The sequence below is a fragment of the Micromonospora sp. RTP1Z1 genome, from assembly GCF_033804685.1.
Classification (GTDB): Bacteria; Actinomycetota; Actinomycetes; order Mycobacteriales; family Micromonosporaceae; genus Micromonospora.
This window is the reverse complement of the sequence record NZ_JAPFQV010000033.1, coordinates 52,607-69,586: the sequence shown is the minus strand read 5'-3', so window position 1 is coordinate 69,586 and position 16,980 is coordinate 52,607. Positions and strand designations below refer to the sequence as shown.

Here is a 16,980-nt window from a genome sequence, read left to right as displayed (position 1 = left end):
GGGCAGGAACCGGTCCGCCTCGGGGAACACCGCCGGGTCGCGGTTGGCCGCGTCGAAGCGGAGCAGCAGCGGGCTGCCCGCGGCGATCTCCTGGGAGCCGATCCGCAGCGCGGCGGCGGCCACCCGGCGGGTGGCGCGTACCGGGGGGTCGAGGCGGAGCACCTCGGCCAGCAGGTCGCTGGTCGGCACCGACGCCGGGGCCCGGAGCCCGTGCCGGACGGCGGCGCCGATCAGGCCGGCGGTGGCGTCGCAGGCCTGGACCAGCAGGCCGATCCGGTTCGCGGTGACCTCCGGCGGGGCCGGCGGCGACAACGCCAGCAACGCGGCCACGGCCAGGTCCGCGCGGCGCACCTCGGCCGGCGCCGCGCCCGGGTGGTAGGCGGCGGCCACCGCGACCACCGCCGGCACGGCCGCCGCCGGGTCGGTCAGGCCGAGCCGGTGGGCCAGCACCACCAGGGGTACGCGGCGCGCCAGTCGCGCCATCACGTCGAGCTTCCCGCCCGCCCGGTCGTTCTCGTCTCCGGTCAGCCTGGCGGCGGCGGTCCGGTCGATCTCGTTCCCGGCCAGCCTGGCGGCGGCGGTCCGCAGCTCGTCCGGGTCCAGCCCGGTCAGGGCGCCCACGGCGACCGCGCGGCGGGCCGGGTGTCGTTCCGGGGCGCTGAACCGGCTCACCGTGCCGCGCAGCCAGGCGAGGGTGCCCGGTGGCCCGTCGGGGGCGGCCGGCACCACGCAGTCAGGGCGGGTCAGCACGGCGGTCACGTCGGCGTGCCGGGTGACGGACCAGGCGCCACCGGCATCGAGGACGGGCGGTCCGCAGGCGGGCGTGTCGGGTGCGGCGGCGATCATCGGCCAGCTCATGACCCGACGCTAGGCCCGGAAGGCTTCGGTCCCCGCCGAACCGTCCCGCACGGGCGACACGCGCCCGACGTCGGCGACGTGGCGCCAACCTGCCCGCTCCGACATCGCCACATCGCCGTAGTGAGGCCGATACGGCGAGCCACGGCCGCCCGGCGGGACGGTGGGGGCGCGGGGTCAGGCGCGGCCGGCGCCGGTGTCGCGGGGCGCGGCGGGGGTCAGGGCGGCAGGGTCGAGGTGGAGGGCGGCGGCGAGGGCGGGCACGCCGGCCGGGGTGAGGCGGACGGCGCGACCGGTGCCGCGTACGGTCCAGCCGAGGTCGAGGAAGCGGTGGCAGAGCGCCGCCCCGAGCGCGCCGGCCAGGTGCGGGCGGCGTTCGGTCCAGTCGAGGCAGTCGCGGACCAGCGGCCGGCGGGCAGCGCGCAGCGGCTCGACCGACACCCCGATCCCGGCCAGCCAGTCCACCCCGGCCGGGGTCAGCGCGAGGCCGCCCGCCCGGTCCAGCACCCCCCGGTCGAGCAGCGCGTCGTGCAGCAGCACCCCGAGCCGCCCGGCCAGGTGGTCGTAGCAGGTGCGGGCGTACGCCAGGGCGGCGCCGGCCTGCGCGGCGCGCAACGTCCGGGGCGGGGTCGGCGGGGCGGGGGCGTGCCCGGCCAGGTCCTCGATGAGCTGGGCCACCGACGGGCCGGCCAGGCGGACGTACCGGTGCCGGCCCTGCCGCTCCTCGACCAGCAGCCCGCCGCGGACCAGCCGGGTGAGGTGGTCGCTCGTGGTGGACGCGGCCACCCCGGCGGCGCGGGCCAGCTCCCCCGCCGTCCAGGCCCGCCCGTCGAGCAGGGCCAGGCAGAAGCTGGCCCGGGTACGGTCGGCGAGCAGCGCGGCGAGGCCGGCGACCGAACCGCCGTCGGCGCTGGTCAGGGTCATGCCCCCATGCTGACACGGGGACGGTTCGGTGCCGACCGACCGGTGCCGCCGCTCTTTGGATCGTTGTATCCACGGCCGGCGTGTCGATCGGCCTGCACGCCTACGACCCCGACGCCTGAGCACCGGCGTACCGTCCGACCCCCGCGGATCGACCCCGACGGCCACGCAGAAGGTGGCCCAGCCGACGGTTGTGCCGGTCGGCGCGACGGGCCGGCGGGGGTGATGAAAGGCTTGGCGCATGAGTTCCGCACCAACACCGACCGACCCCACCCCTTCCGCCGACCCCGACGAGGCGACCGCCTTCGCGGATCTCGGGCTGCGCGCCGAACTGCTGAACGCGCTCTCCGCGCTCGGCTACGAGGAGCCGACCCCGATCCAGCGGGAGGCGATCCCGCCGCTGCTGGCCGGCCGGGACCTGCTGGGTCAGGCGGCGACCGGTACGGGCAAGACCGCCGCGTTCGCCCTCCCGCTGCTGCAGCGGATGCCGGACGACCGGACCGCCGGTGACCCGGTGTCGCTGGTGCTGGTGCCCACCCGGGAGCTGGCGGTGCAGGTCTCCGAGGCGTTCCACCGCTACGGCAAGGACCTCGGTACCCGGGTCCTGCCGATCTACGGCGGCCAGCCGATCGGCCGTCAGCTGCGCGCCCTGGACATGGGCGTGGACGTGGTGGTGGCGACTCCGGGCCGGGCGCTGGACCACATCGCCCGGGGCACGCTGCGGCTGGGTTCGGTGGCCACCGTGGTGCTGGACGAGGCGGACGAGATGCTCGACATGGGCTTCGCCGAGGACATCGAGGCGATCCTGGAGCACGCCCCGGCGCAGCGGCAGACGGTGCTCTTCTCAGCGACGATGCCGTCCCGGATCGACGGGCTGGCCCGCAAGCACCTGACCGACCCGCAGCGCATCCAGATCGAGCGTGAGCGGACGGTGGCCGGCGAGGCACCCCGGGTGCGGCAGAGCGCGTACATCGTGGCCCGGGGGCACAAGCCGGCGGCGCTGGGGCGGGTGCTGGACGTGGAGTCGCCGACCGCGGCGATCGTCTTCTGCCGCAGCCGGGAGGAGGTGGACCGGCTCGCCGAGACGATGAACGGCCGGGGCTACCGGGCGGAGGCGCTGCACGGCGGGATGAGCCAGGAGCAGCGGGACCGGGTGATGGGCCGGCTGCGCTCCGGCAGCGCCGACCTGCTGGTGGCCACCGACGTGGCGGCCCGTGGGCTGGACGTCGAGCAGCTCACCCACGTGGTCAACTACGACGTGCCGTCGGCGCCGGAGTCGTACGTGCACCGGATCGGCCGGGTCGGTCGGGCCGGCCGGGAGGGCGTGGCGATCACCCTCGCCGAGCCGCGTGAGCACCGGATGCTCAAGACCATCGAGCGGGTCACCGGGCAGCGGATCGCCATCGACAAGATCCCCACGGTGGCGGACATGCGCACCCGGCGGCTGGAGCTGACCCAGGCCGCGCTGCGGGAGAGCCTGCTGGAGGACGACCTCGATCCGTTCCGGGTGATCGTGGAGTCGCTGTCGGACGAGTTCGACATGATGGAGGTCGCCCTCGCCGCGGTGAAGCTGGCCCACGAGGCGACCCTGCCCGGCGCCCCCGACGAGGAGGAGATCCCGCAGGTCGCGGTCCGTCCGCAGCGGGAGACCCGGCCCGGGTACGAGGGCCGCGGCGGGGAGCGGCGCGGCGGCGGCGCCCGGCCGCGTACCGGCGGCACCACCCAGGTCTTCATCGGGCTGGGCCGGCGCGCCGGGGTCCGGCCGCAGGACCTGGTCGGCGCGATCACCGGGGAGACCCAGCTCAGCGGCCGGGACATCGGCTCGATCGAGATCGCCGACCGGTTCTCGCTGGTCGAGGTCCCGACCGGGGTCGCCGACGAGGTGATCACCGGGCTGCGCGGCAGCACCATCAAGGGCCGCAAGACCACCGTACGGCTGGATCGTGACGGCGACGGGGGCGGCGAGCGCCGCTTCGACGGCGCCGACCGGCGCGAGCGGGACTTCGGCGGCGACCGACGCGACCGACGCTGAGGTACGCACGCCGAGGCCCCCGGTCGACCGGGGGCCTCGGTGCGTCCCGCCAGCAGGGGGTGACGGTCAGGCCGCGCTGAGCGTCTGGCCGCCGAGCGTCTCCACGTCCACGTCGGCCGGGCGCAGCGCCAGGGCGAGCACGTCGGCGACGTCGGCGAGGGTGTGGATGGTCAGCGCCTCGCGGACCTCGGTGGGGAGGTCGTCCAGGTCCGGCTCGTTGCGGGCCGGGATGATCACCTCGGTCAGGCCGGCCCGGTGGGCGGCGAGCAGCTTCTGCTTCACCCCGCCGATGGGCAGCACCCGGCCGGAGAGGGTCACCTCACCGGTCATCCCGAACTCGGGGCGGACCGGCCGGCCGGTCACCAGCGACGCCAGCGCGGTGACCATGGTGATGCCGGCGCTGGGGCCGTCCTTGGGCACCGCACCCGCCGGGAAGTGCACGTGGATCCGCCGCCCGGCGAGGGCGTTCGGGTCGATGCCGAGGCGTCGCCCGTTGGACCGCAGGTACGACAGCGCGATGTGCGCCGACTCCTTCATCACGTCCCCGAGCTGGCCGGTCAGGGTCAGCCCCGGCTCGCCCTCCATGCTGGTCGCCTCGATGAAGAGGACGTCGCCGCCGGCGCCGGTGACCGCCAGGCCGGTGGCCACGCCGGGCACCGCCGTCCGCTCCGCCGACTCCGGCGTGAACTTGGGCCGGCCCAGGTAGCGGGCCAGGTTGCCGGTGTCGACGCGGACCGGCGCCGGGTCGGACGCCAGGGTGACCGCGACCTTGCGGAGGATCTTCGCCAGGGCTCGCTCGAGCTGCCGGACGCCGGCCTCCCGGGTGTACTCCCCCGCGATCCGGGCCAGGGCCTCGTCGGCGACGGTGACCTCGTCGGCGGTCAGCCCGGCCCGCTCCCGCTGCCGGGGCAGCAGGTGGTCCCGGGCGATGGCCACCTTCTCGTCCTCGGTGTAGCCGTCCAGGGTGACCAGCTCCATCCGGTCCAGCAGCGGGCCGGGGATGGTCTCCACCACGTTGGCGGTGGCCAGGAAGAGCACGTCGGACAGGTCGAGGTCGACCTCCAGGTAGTGGTCCCGGAAGGTGTGGTTCTGCGCCGGGTCGAGCACCTCGAGCAGGGCGGCGGCCGGGTCGCCGGAGTAGCCGACGGCCAGCTTGTCGACCTCGTCGAGCAGCACGACCGGGTTCATCGAGCCGGCCTCGCGCAGGGCGCGGACGATCCGGCCGGGCAGCGCACCGACGTAGGTGCGCCGGTGGCCGCGGATCTCCGCCTCGTCGCGGACGCCGCCGAGGGAGACCCGGACGAAGTTGCGGCCCAGCGCCCGGGCGACGGATTCGCCGAGGCTGGTCTTGCCGACGCCGGGCGGGCCGGCGAGGCCGAGCACCGCGCCGGAGCCGCGGCCGCCGACCACGCCGAGGTTGCGCTCCGCCCGCCGGTTGCGCACCGCCAGGTACTCCAGGATGCGGTCCTTCACGTCGGCCAGGCCGGCGTGGTCGGCGTCGAGCACGGCGCGGGCCGCGGCCAGGTCGGTGTTGTCCTCGGTACGCGTGTTCCACGGCATCTCGAGCACCGTGTCGAGCCAGGTACGGATCCAGCCGGCCTCCGGGGAGGCGTCGCTGGCCCGCTCCAGCTTGCCGACCTCGCGCAGCGCCGCCTCGCGGACCTTGTCCGGCAGGTCGGCGCTCTCCACCCGGCTGCGGTAGTCGGCGGAGCCGTCCGGCTCGTCCTCGCCCAGTTCCTTGCGGATCGCGGCGAGCTGCTGGCGGAGCAGGAACTCGCGCTGGGACTTCTCCAGCCCTTCGCGCACGTCGGTGTTGATCCGCTCGGTGACCTCCTGCTCGGCGAGGTGGTCCTTCACCCAGCCGACGAGGAGTTCCAGCCGGGCGGTGACGTCCGACGCGGCGAGCAGTTCGGTCTTCTGCGCCAGGCTGAGCCAGGGCGCGTAGCCGGCCGCGTCGGCCAGCTCGGAGAGGTCGGTCATCCGCTCCATGGCGTCGATGACCTGCCACGCGCCGCGCTGCTGAAGGACCGAGGTCATCAGCGCGCGGTACTCGCGGGCGAGTTCCCGGGCCTTGCCGGCCGGGGCGGGTTCGTCGAGTTCGGTCGCCTCCACCCAGAGGGCGGCGCCGGGTCCGGGCACGCCGGAGCCGATCCGGGCCCGGGACAGGCCGCGGACCACGGCGGCGGGCTCGCCGTCGGGCAGTCGTCCCACCTTCTCGATGGTCGCGACGGTGCCGACGGAGCCGTACTCCCCGTCGAGGCGGGGCACTGCGAGGAGCTTCTTGTCGCCGGTGGCGCGGGCCGCGTCGACCGCGGCCTGGGTGGTCGGGTCGAGGGTGACCGGGATGACCATGCCCGGCAGCAGGACGGCGTCGGTCAGCGGAAGTACCGGAAGAGTTGCCATCGAACACCTGCCATCACTTTAGGTTGAGCGTGTCAGGCTCAAGTAACAAAGCGTTCCCCTTGTTCCGGCTTGTGACCCACGCCACTCCCCCCGCCCGGCGGCCGGTCGCCCCCGGCCCCGGCCCGCGATTTCGCGACCGGCGTTTAGGCGACCCGCCGAATGGCAAACCGCGGGTATTGTTGCGAATTCCCCGCGCCATACGTCAAACTCTTAGCCACACCCCGCCCGACACAGGGAGTAATGGCGATGGCAAGGAAAGTAATCACCGTTCTGACCGACGACCTCGACGGCGGAAAGGCCGATCGGACCGTCGAGTTCAGCCTGGACGGCGTGGCGTACACCATCGACGTCTCCGACGAGAACGCAGGCGTGCTGCGCAAGGCGCTGGACCCGTACATCAGCGCTGGCAGGCGAATCGGCCGCGGACCGGTCGAGGCCGCCAGCGCCATGCGCCGTCCGGGGCGCCCGGCCACGTCGGGAATGGACCGCGAGCAGAACCGGGCCATCCGCGAATGGGCCGCCAAGAACGGGCACGAGATTTCCGAGCGGGGCCGCATCCCGGTCTCCGTGGTGGAGGCGTACAAGAACCGCTGAGCGGTCGGGGATCACCTTCGGGCATGCCGGGGTCACGCTGAGAAATCGGCGGGGCCCCGGTCCGCTTTTTCAACCGTTCACAATTTCCCGCCGTGCGTGTCCGCACCGGCGGGGAGCAGATGGAAGAGGATCCGGCCGAGGCTGGGTGCCTCCTCCGGTGTGCGGAACCGGCCACCCAGCTCCGCCGGGCGGTCCAGCGGCATCCCCTCGACGATCCGGCGCGTCCATGCCACCTCGGCCCGGTACTCCCGCCACACCCGCTCGACCGGCAGGCCACCGACCTCCCACTCCGCGTCGTCGTCGCCGGGCGGGCAGGGCGGCACGGCCTCGGCGGCGAAGCGCCAGCGGACCCAACGCCGCTCCACCCAACCCAGGTGGCGGACCAGCCCCAGCGGCGACCGTGCGGCCCGAGGGTGAGCGGCGCCACCATGATCGACGCGTGACCCGAACCCTGTCGTACCCCTAGTTTGTAATGACCGGCGTAGCCAGCGGGCATTACATCGGACGACTCTCCGGGGGTGGCGTATGACGACATGGTGGCGGCAGACGGCGGGCGGACTGCCGCGCACGTTCTGGTATCTCTGGACCGCCACCCTGATCAACCGACTGGGCAGCTTCGTCGCCATCTATCTCGGCGTCTACCTCGTCTCGGTGCGGCACTTCGACCCGTCGTACGCCGGAATGGTGATCGGGTTGCACGGTGCCGGCAGCGCGCTCGGCACGCTGCTCGGCGGGATCGTCGCGGACCGGTGGGGGCGGCGGCCGGCCATGCTGGCCGGCAACGTCGCCGCCGCGGCCACCGCCACCACCCTCGGCCTGAACACCCAACCGGTCGCCATCGCGCTGCTGACCCTGTTGCTCGGGCTCTTCCTCGGCGTCGCCCGGCCGGCCTTCACCGCCACCATCATCGACGTGGTGGGCGACCGCGACCGGCTGCGGGCGATGACGCTCAACTACTGGGCGATCAACATCGGCTTCTCGGTGGCCGCGACCGTGGCCGGCCTGCTCGTCCGGGTGGACCCGCTGCTGCTCTTCCTGATCAACGCCGCCGTGCTGCTCGGCACGGCCACGCTGATCGCGGTCAAGGTGCCCGAGTCCCGGCCGGCCCCGGTCACCGTCGGGCAGTTCACCCGGGCGGACCGGGGTGGGCTCGGCGCGGTGCTGCGGGACCGGGCCTTCCTGACCTTCACCGCGCTCACCGGGCTGGTCTGGCTCTGCATCGAGGCGAACGTGATGCTGCCGGTGGCGCTGCAGGCCGACGGGCTGCCCGCGTCGGCGTACGGACCGATCATCGCGGTGAACGGACTGATGATCGTGGTGGGGCAGCTCTTCGTGCCACGGCTGATCGGCCGCTTCGATCGGTCCCGCACCATCGCGGTGGCGGCGGTGGTGGTCGGCACCGGCTTCGCACTCACCGCGCTGGCGGACAGCGTCTGGTTCTACGGGGTCGCCGTGCTGGTCTGGACGCTCGGCGAAATGATGATGACGCCGGCCAACTCGGCGCTCACCGCAGACCTCTCCCCCGCCGCCCAGCGGGGCCGCTACCAGGGCGTCTACTCCCTCGGGTACGCCTTCGCCACGTTCACGGGCCCGACCGTCGGCGGCCTGGTCACCAGCCGGTTCGGCGACACCGCGCTCTGGCTCGGCCTGTTCGGCCTGGCCCTGCTGGTGGCGGTCGGCAACCTGCTCGCCGCGCCCGCCCGTACCCGTCGGATCGCCGCGCTGCGGGCCCGGGCCGCCGAGCCGGCCCGACCGGCGCCCGCGCTGGTCTGACGCGAACGGCCGGAGCCGCCCGGGGGAGACATCCCGGGCGGCTCCGGCCGTCGACCGACCCGGTCTCAGTTGATCTGGATCCGCACCACGTCGAAGGCGGGGGTCTGGTTGGCCCGCTCCATCATCGGGATGCGGTGCGAACCGTCACCGGCCCAGACCGCGCACTGCGCGAGGCCAGACTGCGGCAGCCCCGGGATCTGGATCTGCACGTCGTCCGGCTGCTCGCTGCCCCCACCGTCCTCGGTGGCCACGAAGAACGCCGGCACGTCCTGCGGGTTCGGCGGCTGCCGGGTGTCGTTGAGCATCCGGCACGCGGTGTGGAAGTGTCCGCGGACCAGGCCCTGGTCGCTCAGCAGCGAGCTCTCCACGTAGTAACCGCCCTTGCCGGCCGCGAGGAAGCGGTCCCGGATCAGGTTCTTCGTGGTGATTCGCAGGTTGAACGGCTGATTCCGCTTCACCTGGTTCGGGAACTGTGTGATAAGCAGCGAGGGATTGTTGGCGGCGGCGCCCACCTCACCGAAAGCGGTGCTCACGCAACGGTTCCCGTTCTGGAAACCGTCGTGCGCCTGGAGCTTGCTGTTGGCACAGTCCTTGGCGAGGACACCCAGCCCGTTGTCGTTGTTGTTCCCGCCGTTGTTGTTCCCGCCGTTGTTGTTCCCGCCGCCGGTCGGGTCGCCGTTCTGGCCGCCGTTGTTCCCGCCGGCGTTCTGGCCCGCGTCGGCGAGGGCGCACTGGGCGAGCTGGTCGAGCCCCTGCGGCCGCTGCGCCACCCGCCCGATCGCGGTCGCGATCCGGTTCAGCGTCGCCTTCCGCTTGTCGGCCAGGGGCCGCAGGATCGCGTTGTTGATGAAGTCCTGGCCGTTGCGGTTGGCCTCGGCGGCCAGCCGTCGGTTGGCCTCGGCGATCTGGGCGTCCAACAGGGCGAGGTTGCGGTCCACTTCGTTGCGCGCCTGGTCGGGAACCTGCGGAAGCTTGCCCTTCACGTCCGGGCAGGCCACGGTAGGCGGACCGGCGGCGGCGCCACCGTTGCCGGCCTTGACCGCCTCGCACTCGGCGACCGACATCTGCCCGTCACCCCAGTGGTTGCGCACCCAGCGGCCGTTCTGCCACGTCCGGGTGGTGCTGCCCCGCCCGCTCGGCGAGGTAGCGCCGGGGCTGGGTGCGGCGCACGACGCCGAGGCGGCGCGGGTGGACGTCCGCCGGTCCTGGGCGGACGAGATCTGGGTCACGGCGACGATTCCGCCGAAGACCGCGAGCGTGCCGACAACGGCCAGCAGCCGCTTGCTCCGCGCGTTACCGGATGGCCGGCGCGCCCGTGTGGACCTGCGCATCGAATTGCTCTCCTTCTCGATCCGGTGGCTGACTCGTGACCCCGGCGGACCGACGGAATTCGGGGTGAGGATCACTGCGACGTTCCGGTCGCACGTCGATGACCGACGATGCCCTTTCCGCACCGTCTCCCGCGCCTGCCGACGCGGCTGAAAGATCTGGGTCCATTCCCGCTTAGGTACGGGCCGGCGACGGCGAAGGTTCAATCCCGGATCGGGGAAGTCAGGAACCACGGTCCGACCAATGGCCCGGCGGCGGGGACGCCGTGTCCGACCGGCGGCGCCGCGCGTGTCCCTCTTTGACCCGGGCCGTCAGCCGGCGCGGTGGGTGCTCGTCGCCGGCTCGCGCGGCGGGTGCGGGGCCATGGGTCGACGCGGGACCGGTCCGGCGCTGCGAGCCGTCAGTCGGCGCAGAGGTGGTCGAAGGCGAAACCGCCCGCCAGCTCGTCCCGGCGGGAGGCGAGGAGCCGGATGTCGCGGCGGAGCTGGTCCCGGTCCACCAGCGGCGGCTCGGCGGCATCGAGGCCGCGCAGCCGCTCCCCCACCGCCAGGGCGGACAGGTCCTCGGCGAGGCGGTCCGGGTCCATCCCGCAGGAGAACCGCTGCGGGACAACCCGGACCCGCTCGACCAGGCACCGACCGGGCCGCACCCCGACCCAGCTCCACCCCTCGGCCGGCCCGTCCTTCCAGCGCACGTGCAGGCCCCGGACGATGGGGTCGGCGAGCCGGCGGTCCACGTACGCCTCGACGGCGGCGGCCCGGGTCAGCGCGCCGAGGTCGTTGACGTGTCCACTGCGGCCGTCGGGCAACCGGCCGATGATGTCGCGGAACCCGACCGGGTCGGCGCTCTCCGGCCCGGACCCGGCGGCGTCCGCGTAACCCCGGGCGTCGATGAGGTACTCGACGATCCGGCGGCCGTGGTCGGCGCCGCGCAACGTCGGCGACTCGATCCGCAGCACCTCCAGGCCGACCGCCGCACAGACCGCGTTCCTCATCCGTTCGGCACGCTGCTCCGGCGAGCCGGCCGCTGGCGGCACGGCGACGTCCACGGCGAACAGCGGCCGGCCGGTGTCCGCGGCGCAGACCACCTGGTCGAAGCTCTCCCGGATGGCGGTGCTCCACTGGTGTCCGGTGATGCCCGGCGGTCGCCCGTGCACCAGCTCGCTGAGCCGGCGCGACGCATACACGACCTGACCGGCCCGGGTGAGCAGCGGCGCGCCCCCGGCCATGATCGGACGCAGCCAGGGCGCGTCCTCGCTGCCGGTGCTCGTCATCTTCGCCAGATCCATCCGTCGGTCGGTCGACCGGGCCGAGTCTAGGACGTCGATCATGGTGAGCGCCTCGCCGGTGCGGCCGAAACCGGTTGCCCGGACCGGCCGGCGCCGCTGGGATGAGGGCATGTCGATCTTCCTCAGCACCGCCCGGCTGACGCTGCGCGAGGTCACCGCGGCCGACGCGCCGCTGCTCACCGCGTTGGACGGGGACCCGGACGTGATGCGGTACCTCACCGGGGGCCGGCCCACCCCGCCGGAGGAGGTCCGCGAGCGGGTGCTGCCACGGATGCTGGCGGCGTACCGGCGACCGCCGGGCTGGGGCTGGTGGGCGGCGGAGCGGCGGGACGACGGCGCGTTCCTGGGCTGGTTCGAATTCCGGCCGACCACGGACGGCGACCCCCGGGAGGTCGAACTGGGCTACCGGCTACGCCGGGCCACCTGGGGCGCCGGGTACGCCACCGAGGGAGCCCGGGCCCTGGTCCACAAGGGCTTCGCCGAACCTGGCGTGGCCCGCGTCGTCGCCACCACCATGGCGGTCAACCGCGGCTCCCGTCGGGTGCTGGAGAAGGCCGGACTGACGTACGTGCGGACCTTCCACCAGGACTGGCCGGAGGCCATCGAGGGAGCCGAGCACGGCGAGGTGGAGTACGCGCTGACCCGGTGGGAGTGGCGGGACCGCCGGCGGTCCGCTCCCCGGTCACCGGCGGGACACTGACCCGCCGCCCGGTGGCCGATGCGCCGGACGGTCGAGACCTCTAGGCTCGGTCGGGTGCCGCAGTCTGGACGAACCCCGGAACGGTTGACGAAGCGCGGTCTCGTCACCATCTCCCACGCCATCGAACGGGCCGCACTGGCCACTGCGGAGGACGGTCCGCTGGTGGTGCTCGCCCTCTTCCAACGGATGCCCTACTTCGAGCGGGAACGCCCGGTCTACGAGCGGCTCGCGGCCAGCGCGGCGGCGACCGTGGTCGGGATCGTCGGCCCGACACCGCCCGAGCTGCCCGCCGGGGCGTACGGGGTGGCCCTGGACGAGACCGAGGAGCTGGGCCGGGAGTGGAGCGTGGTGGCGCTGACCCCGCGCTTCGGGGCCACCCTGGTGGCGTACGACCGGGGCGAGGTGGCCCCGGCGGTGACGCTGGAGGCCGGGCGGCTCTTCGACGGCCGGTGGGGTTTCCGCCGGGACGAGGCGCTGCACGAGGTGATCCGGCTGCGGGCGCGGCTCGGCGATCGGTTGCCGGAGCCGGCCCGGTCCCGGTTGGACGAGGTGGTCGCCCGGGTCCGGGACATCCCCGCGGGACCGGGCGAGTCCCGGGCCGAGGCCGCGATCCGGATGCTGGCCGACCGGGGCGAGCGCGCGCACCGCACCGTCGCGCGGCGGGCGGAGCCGGACGGACCGGCCGGGCTGCTCGACGAGCCGGACCTGCGCCGGTGGACCGGGGCGGACGGCGTCACCGCGTCCGGCACCCTGCCGGTGGCGCTGGTCGGGGTCCGGGTGGACGAGCCGGCCGGCGCGCCGGAGCGGTTCGGCCGGCGCAGCGCCGCCCGGGAGACGCAGGCGGTGCTCACGGCGGTCACCGGCGTGCTGCGCCCGGTGGACCGGGCGGTACGCCTCGCCGACAACGAGTACCTGCTGATCCTGCCGGCGCTGGACGAGCGGGGGGCGCTGGACGTGGCCGGCCGGGTGCACGAGGCGGTGGGCGGGCTGGCCCGTTCGTACCCGTTCGTCGCCTTCGCGGTGCACGTGGCGGTCACCGTGACGGACCGGCGGCCGCTGCCGGTGGCGGACGTGCGGCACGCGGTGGAATGGGCGACCCGGGAGGGCGCGCCGGTGGCGACCCTGGCGCCGGAGCCGGCCCGGGTCCCGGCCGGCGCGCGCTGACTCCCCCGCGCCCCGAGCATTGCCACGTCGCAGAGGACTGGCGGGGACGAGAACGGGTACGCCGCGCCCATGAGCCGGCCGGTGCGAGCGGAGGTGGGCATGACGCGGCAGCAGTTCGGATTCCTCGCCGGTTTTCTCCTGGTCGCGGTCTGGGCGCTCGGCGGGCCGGGCGCCGCCGCGGCCGCCGTCCTGGCCGGTCTGGTCGGCTGGCTCCTGGTCCGGGTCCTCGACGGCGAGGTCACCGTGGCCGGACTCGCCGACCGGGTCGCCCCGCCACGTCGGCGCTGATCGGGAGGCCTGATGACCGGCACCCTGCCCCGCCGTGCGGGCACCGCGCCCACCCGCCCCGACGCCACGCCCGATCGCTGGCCGGAGGAGCGGATCGCCCGGCTCGCCGAGGACGCCGCCCGGCACACCCGGGGAGTCTCCGCCCCGGCGGCGACCGTCCGTGCCGACGGCCGGGCCGCCCGGGTCGACCTCGACCTCGCGGTCGACCACGGCGAACACCTGCCGACGGTCGCCGAAGCGGTACGCCGCCGGGTGGCCGCCCGGGTCGAGGCGTACACCGGCCTGACCGTGGCGGGCGTCACCGTCACGGTGGTGGACCTGCTCCTGACCGAGGACGGCGGCGACACCACGCCCCCGTCAGGCGGAGGCTGACGTGCGGACCGTCAACCGGGTCGCCACCCTGCTGCTCGCCGTCGCCCTGCTCGTCGGCGGGATCCTCGTCGCGGTCGAGGCGGCGCTCGCGGCGGTCGGCCGCCCCGGCCTGCTGTTCCCCCGCGGCCACACCGCGCTGACCGGCACCCACTGGCAGGATCCCCCGGCCCGGATCGTGGCCGCCGCCGTCACCCTGATCGGCCTGGTGGTCCTCGCCGCCGAGCTGCGCCGGTGGCACCCGACCCGGCTGCGGCTAAACGGGGACGACGGCTGGCACCTGCACCGGCGCTCGGTCGAACGACGCCTGGCCCGCGCGGTCCGCGCGGTGCCGAGCGTGCGGCGGGCACGAGTGCGGATCCGTCGGCGCGGGTCCGCCTGGCGGCCCCGGGTGACCGCCACCGGCGATCCCGCGGCCCGCTCCGACGTCGAGTTCGCCGTGCACCGCGAGCTGGACCGGTTGGCCGCCCCGATGCGCGGGCGGATCGAGGTCCGGCTGGTCCCCGCCCGGCGGGCGGTATGAGCAACGCCGCGCACCGGCTGCTCTGGACGGTCGTCGCCCTGCTGCTGACCGCCCTCGGCGGGACCGGCCTGGCGGTGAGCCTGGGCCGGCTGCCCGGCGCCGACGCCCCACTGCTCGGCGCGGGCCTGGAGCGCTGGTGGCGGGCCGGCGCGCCGTGGAGCGCTTTGGCAGTGGTGGTCGGCGGGGTGCTGCTGGCCCTGCTCGGCCAGCGCCTGCTCGCCGGGGAGCTGCGGGTGCCGGGCCGGCTGGCGGGCACCCTGGTGCACGGCGGCGACGGGAGCGGGCGGACCCGGGTCGACAGCGGGGTGCTGACCGGCGCGCTGGAGCGGGACCTGCTCCGGGAACCCGGGGTGCGCCGGGCCCGGGTGGTGCTCACCGGCGCGACGGGCCGCCCCGACGTGTGGGTGGAGGTTCACCTCGACGACCGCGCCCGCACCGCCGCCGCCCGCGCGCACGTCGACGCCGCCGTCCGGCGGTTCGCCGCGACGGTCGGCTGCCGGCCCGCCCACCTGGACGTGACCGCCCTGCTGGACGCGGAGACCTGACCGGCGTGGTCAGCGCCGGACGACCACCTCGGAGAGCGGCTTGCGGGCGAGGTCCGGCACCGTGGCGGACTCCGCCGGGTAGCCGACCGGGATGATCAGGTTGCCGCGTTCCTCGGCGGGCCGGTCGAGCAGCTCGTTGAGGAAGCGCATCGGGCTCGGGGTGTGGGTCAGCGTGGCCGGGCACCGCCCGATTCTGGGGGCGGACGGCAACCCCGGCCACCGGACCGACGGGCGCCGACGTACGCGCCGTGCGGCATGATCGAGGTCGGACCGGCGACGGAGGGAGCGACGGGTGCGGGTGGTGTCCCTGGTGCCGTCCCTGACCGAGGCGGTGGCGCTGACCCGCCCCGAGGTGCTGGTCGGGGCGACCGACTGGTGCACCCACCCGGCCGGGCTGGACGTCGCCCGGGTCGGCGGCAGCAAGTACCCGGACCTGGCCCGGGTGCTCGCGCTCCGGCCCGACCTGGTCCTGCTCAACGAGGAGGAGAACCGGCGCGCCGACGCCGACGCCCTGCTCGCGGTCGGGGTGCCGGTACGGGTCACCTTTCCGCGCACCGTGCCCGAGGCGTTGACCGAACTGGCCGAGCTGGCCGGCGCGCTCGGCGCGACCGCCGAGCCGGAGTGGCTGGTGGCGGCCCGCCGGGCCTGGGCCGCCGTGCCCGAGCCGGGAACGCTCCGCCGCGCGGTCGTACCGGTGTGGCGCCGGCCCTGGGTGGTGCTCGGCAGCGGGACGTTCGCCGGTGACGTGCTGCTCCGGCTCGGCGTGGTGAACCTGTACGCCGGGCACGCCGAGCGTTACCCCCGCCCCGATCTGGACGAGCTGCGGGCGCGCCGACCCGAACTGGTGGTGCTGCCGGACGAGCCGTACCGGTTCACTGCCGACGACGGACCGGAGTCCTTCCCCGGCGTGCCCTGCGCGCTGGTCTCCGGCCGGCACCTCACCTGGTACGGCCCGTCCCTCGCCGAGGCGCCCGCGCTGCTCGCCGCCCAGCTCGCCCACCCCGCCTGAACCCGGGGGGAACGGCCCCACTCGCACGGGCCCTTCGCACCTGCCCGCCCGCCGCCGTGCGATGTGGACTGCGGCGAGGAGGAGAGGAGTGCAGCGATGGAGAGCACTCGTCTGATCGTGGCGGGCGTGGACGGCTCCGACGGTGCATTCCGTACCCCCACCGTCCCCGGCCGGGTCGCCCGGCGGGGACTGGCGCGTATAGGTGGGCCGCTATCGGGCAGGATCGACGGGGACCGGATCCATCACCCACCGAAGTAGGAGACCTGCGAATGGACAAGCCCGAGGTAGGCCCGATCGAGGGCGCACCGCCCGCCGATCTCGTCATCGAGGACATCACCGTCGGCGAGGGCCCGCAGGCCCAGCCGGGTCAGCTGGCCAGCGTGCACTACGTCGGGGTGGCCCACTCGACCGGCCGCGAGTTCGACGCGTCGTGGAACCGGGGTGAGAGCTTCGAGTTCCCGCTCGGTGGCGGCCAGGTCATCGCCGGCTGGGACCAGGGCGTGGTGGGCATGAAGGTCGGCGGCCGTCGTCGGCTGACCATCCCACCGCACCTGGGCTACGGCAGCCGGGGCGCCGGCGGGGCCATCAAGCCGAACGAGACCCTGGTCTTCGTGGTCGACCTGCTCGGCGTGCGCTGACCCGTACCGACCCGTCGCGGGGGCCGTCGGCGCCAGGCCGGCGGCCCGCGCTGCCCGGCCCGGGGGCTCCGTGCTCAGACCGCCACCAGGTCCCCCGCGCCCACCGTCGCCGACTCCCGCACCGGCAGCACCCGGTGCAGGCCGGTGACGCGCAGCACCCGGGCCACCACCGGATCCGGGTCGACCAGCACCAGCTCGCCGCCCCGCGCGCGGATCCGCAGGTGGGCCGCGACCAGCGTGCGCACCGCGGTCGCGGAGAACACCCGCACCCCGGAGAGGTCCAGCCGGAGCACCGGTCGTGCCGGGGCCGCCCAGAGCGCGGCCCGGAACGACCCGACGGTCGCGATGTCGATCTCGCCGACCGCCCGGACGTCCACCACGTGGTCGCCGACGCTGATCTCCACGTGGAACCGGTCGCTGTGCTGTCCCATGCCGACGAACCTATCCGCCGGGACCGACAGTTCCGGCCGGCCGAGCCCCGGGATCCGGGTACGTCCCGGGTCCGACCCCGAGAACGTCAGGGTCGCCGGTCAGGTGCTCGCCACGATG

Annotated in this window: 18 protein-coding genes and 1 pseudogene; 11 read left to right on the top strand and 8 right to left on the bottom strand. The window is 74.8% G+C overall.

Translation table 11 applies throughout. From position 1 onward, the window contains the following. Both SLP03_RS18000 and SLP03_RS17995 read right to left on the bottom strand, forming a co-directional pair. Nucleotides 1–858 (bottom strand): cytochrome P450 (locus tag SLP03_RS18000; RefSeq protein WP_319461754.1); only part of this gene is annotated, 858 nt, incomplete at its 3' end. A 174-nt stretch (nucleotides 859–1,032) separates the two neighbouring features. After that, nucleotides 1,033–1,779 carry a winged helix-turn-helix domain-containing protein gene (locus tag SLP03_RS17995; protein WP_319461753.1) on the bottom strand — a complete coding sequence of 249 codons (747 nt, stop codon included), beginning with the start codon at nucleotides 1,777–1,779 and terminating at the stop codon, nucleotides 1,033–1,035. 238 nt (nucleotides 1,780–2,017) lie between these two features. Here SLP03_RS17995 and SLP03_RS17990 point away from each other — a divergent pair, with 238 nt between their 5' ends. Then, nucleotides 2,018–3,808: a DEAD/DEAH box helicase gene (locus SLP03_RS17990; RefSeq protein WP_319461752.1), complete on the top strand. Its 1,791-nt coding sequence runs from the start codon at nucleotides 2,018–2,020 to the stop codon at nucleotides 3,806–3,808. 66 nt (nucleotides 3,809–3,874) lie between these two features. Here SLP03_RS17990 and lon read toward each other — a convergent pair whose 3' ends face one another. Next, nucleotides 3,875–6,211: an endopeptidase La gene (gene lon, locus SLP03_RS17985; protein WP_319461751.1), complete on the bottom strand. Its 2,337-nt coding sequence runs from the start codon at nucleotides 6,209–6,211 to the stop codon at nucleotides 3,875–3,877. 246 nt (nucleotides 6,212–6,457) lie between these two features. Here lon and SLP03_RS17980 point away from each other — a divergent pair, with 246 nt between their 5' ends. Next, nucleotides 6,458–6,805, top strand: a complete 348-nt coding sequence (locus SLP03_RS17980) for an Lsr2 family protein (RefSeq protein WP_319461750.1) — start codon at nucleotides 6,458–6,460, stop codon at nucleotides 6,803–6,805. 77 nt (nucleotides 6,806–6,882) lie between these two features. Here SLP03_RS17980 and SLP03_RS17975 read toward each other — a convergent pair whose 3' ends face one another. Then, nucleotides 6,883–7,431 (bottom strand): DUF664 domain-containing protein, encoded by a 549-nt coding sequence (locus SLP03_RS17975; protein ID WP_319461749.1) that lies wholly within the window; start codon nucleotides 7,429–7,431, stop codon nucleotides 6,883–6,885. On the opposite strand from SLP03_RS17975, the gene SLP03_RS17970 reads away from it, so the two are divergent. Continuing rightward, nucleotides 7,331–8,578: an MFS transporter gene (locus tag SLP03_RS17970; protein WP_319461748.1), complete on the top strand. Its 1,248-nt coding sequence runs from the start codon at nucleotides 7,331–7,333 to the stop codon at nucleotides 8,576–8,578. The two genes, SLP03_RS17975 and SLP03_RS17970, sit on opposite strands and share 101 nt — an antisense overlap. Before the next feature lie 65 nt (nucleotides 8,579–8,643). On the opposite strand, the gene SLP03_RS17965 is transcribed toward SLP03_RS17970, so the two are convergent. Beyond that, nucleotides 8,644–9,909 carry a hypothetical protein gene (locus tag SLP03_RS17965; RefSeq protein ID WP_319461747.1) on the bottom strand — a complete coding sequence of 422 codons (1,266 nt, stop codon included), beginning with the start codon at nucleotides 9,907–9,909 and terminating at the stop codon, nucleotides 8,644–8,646. 398 nt (nucleotides 9,910–10,307) lie between these two features. After that, entirely contained in the window at nucleotides 10,308–11,306 is a 999-nt protein-coding gene (locus tag SLP03_RS17960) for a hypothetical protein (protein WP_319461746.1), read from the bottom strand. On the opposite strand from SLP03_RS17960, the gene SLP03_RS17955 reads away from it, so the two are divergent. The 6 genes from SLP03_RS17955 (at nucleotide 11,305) to SLP03_RS17930 (ending at nucleotide 14,784) form a co-directional block, all read left to right on the top strand. Next, nucleotides 11,305–11,895: a GNAT family N-acetyltransferase gene (locus tag SLP03_RS17955; protein WP_319461745.1), complete on the top strand. Its 591-nt coding sequence runs from the start codon at nucleotides 11,305–11,307 to the stop codon at nucleotides 11,893–11,895. The genes SLP03_RS17960 and SLP03_RS17955 overlap by 2 nt on opposite strands. 54 nt (nucleotides 11,896–11,949) lie before the next feature. After that, complete coding sequence (locus SLP03_RS17950) at nucleotides 11,950–13,059, top strand: DICT sensory domain-containing protein (RefSeq protein WP_319461744.1); 1,110 nt, start codon at nucleotides 11,950–11,952, stop codon at nucleotides 13,057–13,059. A 99-nt stretch (nucleotides 13,060–13,158) separates the two neighbouring features. After that, nucleotides 13,159–13,347: a hypothetical protein gene (locus tag SLP03_RS17945; RefSeq protein WP_319461743.1), complete on the top strand. Its 189-nt coding sequence runs from the start codon at nucleotides 13,159–13,161 to the stop codon at nucleotides 13,345–13,347. Nucleotides 13,348–13,359: 12 nt separating this feature from the next. Then, on the top strand, nucleotides 13,360–13,719 hold the full coding sequence (locus SLP03_RS17940) for an Asp23/Gls24 family envelope stress response protein (RefSeq protein WP_319461742.1): 360 nt from the start codon (nucleotides 13,360–13,362) through the stop codon (nucleotides 13,717–13,719). 1 nt (nucleotide 13,720) lies between these two features. Continuing rightward, nucleotides 13,721–14,239 carry a hypothetical protein gene (locus SLP03_RS17935; RefSeq protein WP_319461741.1) on the top strand — a complete coding sequence of 173 codons (519 nt, stop codon included), beginning with the start codon at nucleotides 13,721–13,723 and terminating at the stop codon, nucleotides 14,237–14,239. Beyond that, entirely contained in the window at nucleotides 14,236–14,784 is a 549-nt protein-coding gene (locus SLP03_RS17930; RefSeq protein WP_319461740.1) for a hypothetical protein, read from the top strand. Before SLP03_RS17935 ends, SLP03_RS17930 begins: the two co-directional genes overlap by 4 nt. A 9-nt stretch (nucleotides 14,785–14,793) precedes the next feature. On the opposite strand, the pseudogene SLP03_RS17925 reads toward SLP03_RS17930, so the two are convergent. Beyond that, nucleotides 14,794–14,961: pseudogene (locus SLP03_RS17925) on the bottom strand (nitroreductase family protein); the annotation flags it as partial. 115 nt (nucleotides 14,962–15,076) lie between these two features. Here SLP03_RS17925 and SLP03_RS17920 point away from each other — a divergent pair. Both SLP03_RS17920 and SLP03_RS17915 read left to right on the top strand, forming a co-directional pair. Further along, nucleotides 15,077–15,793 (top strand): helical backbone metal receptor, encoded by a 717-nt coding sequence (locus SLP03_RS17920; protein WP_319461739.1) that lies wholly within the window; start codon nucleotides 15,077–15,079, stop codon nucleotides 15,791–15,793. 269 nt (nucleotides 15,794–16,062) lie between these two features. Then, nucleotides 16,063–16,431: an FKBP-type peptidyl-prolyl cis-trans isomerase gene (locus SLP03_RS17915; protein ID WP_319461738.1), complete on the top strand. Its 369-nt coding sequence runs from the start codon at nucleotides 16,063–16,065 to the stop codon at nucleotides 16,429–16,431. Between the two features lie 74 nt (nucleotides 16,432–16,505). On the opposite strand, the gene SLP03_RS17910 is transcribed toward SLP03_RS17915, so the two are convergent. Then, nucleotides 16,506–16,862 (bottom strand): STAS domain-containing protein, encoded by a 357-nt coding sequence (locus SLP03_RS17910; RefSeq protein WP_319461737.1) that lies wholly within the window; start codon nucleotides 16,860–16,862, stop codon nucleotides 16,506–16,508. Nucleotides 16,863–16,980: the final 118 nt, after the last annotated feature.

Bases quoted from the DNA above. Each gene is read 5' to 3' on its own strand.
- SLP03_RS17955 (WP_319461745.1), top strand. From the start codon at position 11,305: ATGTCGATCTTCCTCAGCACCGCCCGGCTGACGCTGCGCGAGGTCACC.
- SLP03_RS17975 (WP_319461749.1), bottom strand. From the start codon at position 7,431: ATGGCGACGAAGCTGCCCAGTCGGTTGATCAGGGTGGCGGTCCAGAGA.
- SLP03_RS17970 (WP_319461748.1), top strand. From the start codon at position 7,331: ATGACGACATGGTGGCGGCAGACGGCGGGCGGACTGCCGCGCACGTTC.
- SLP03_RS17940 (WP_319461742.1), top strand. From the start codon at position 13,360: ATGACCGGCACCCTGCCCCGCCGTGCGGGCACCGCGCCCACCCGCCCC.
- SLP03_RS17910 (WP_319461737.1), bottom strand. From the start codon at position 16,862: ATGGGACAGCACAGCGACCGGTTCCACGTGGAGATCAGCGTCGGCGAC.
- SLP03_RS17995 (WP_319461753.1), bottom strand. From the start codon at position 1,779: ATGACCCTGACCAGCGCCGACGGCGGTTCGGTCGCCGGCCTCGCCGCG.
- SLP03_RS17915 (WP_319461738.1), top strand. From the start codon at position 16,063: ATGGACAAGCCCGAGGTAGGCCCGATCGAGGGCGCACCGCCCGCCGAT.
- SLP03_RS17945 (WP_319461743.1), top strand. From the start codon at position 13,159: ATGACGCGGCAGCAGTTCGGATTCCTCGCCGGTTTTCTCCTGGTCGCG.
- SLP03_RS17990 (WP_319461752.1), top strand. From the start codon at position 2,018: ATGAGTTCCGCACCAACACCGACCGACCCCACCCCTTCCGCCGACCCC.
- lon (WP_319461751.1), bottom strand. From the start codon at position 6,211: ATGGCAACTCTTCCGGTACTTCCGCTGACCGACGCCGTCCTGCTGCCG.
- SLP03_RS17980 (WP_319461750.1), top strand. From the start codon at position 6,458: ATGGCAAGGAAAGTAATCACCGTTCTGACCGACGACCTCGACGGCGGA.
- SLP03_RS17965 (WP_319461747.1), bottom strand. From the start codon at position 9,909: ATGCGCAGGTCCACACGGGCGCGCCGGCCATCCGGTAACGCGCGGAGC.
- SLP03_RS17930 (WP_319461740.1), top strand. From the start codon at position 14,236: ATGAGCAACGCCGCGCACCGGCTGCTCTGGACGGTCGTCGCCCTGCTG.
- SLP03_RS17960 (WP_319461746.1), bottom strand. From the start codon at position 11,306: ATGCCCTCATCCCAGCGGCGCCGGCCGGTCCGGGCAACCGGTTTCGGC.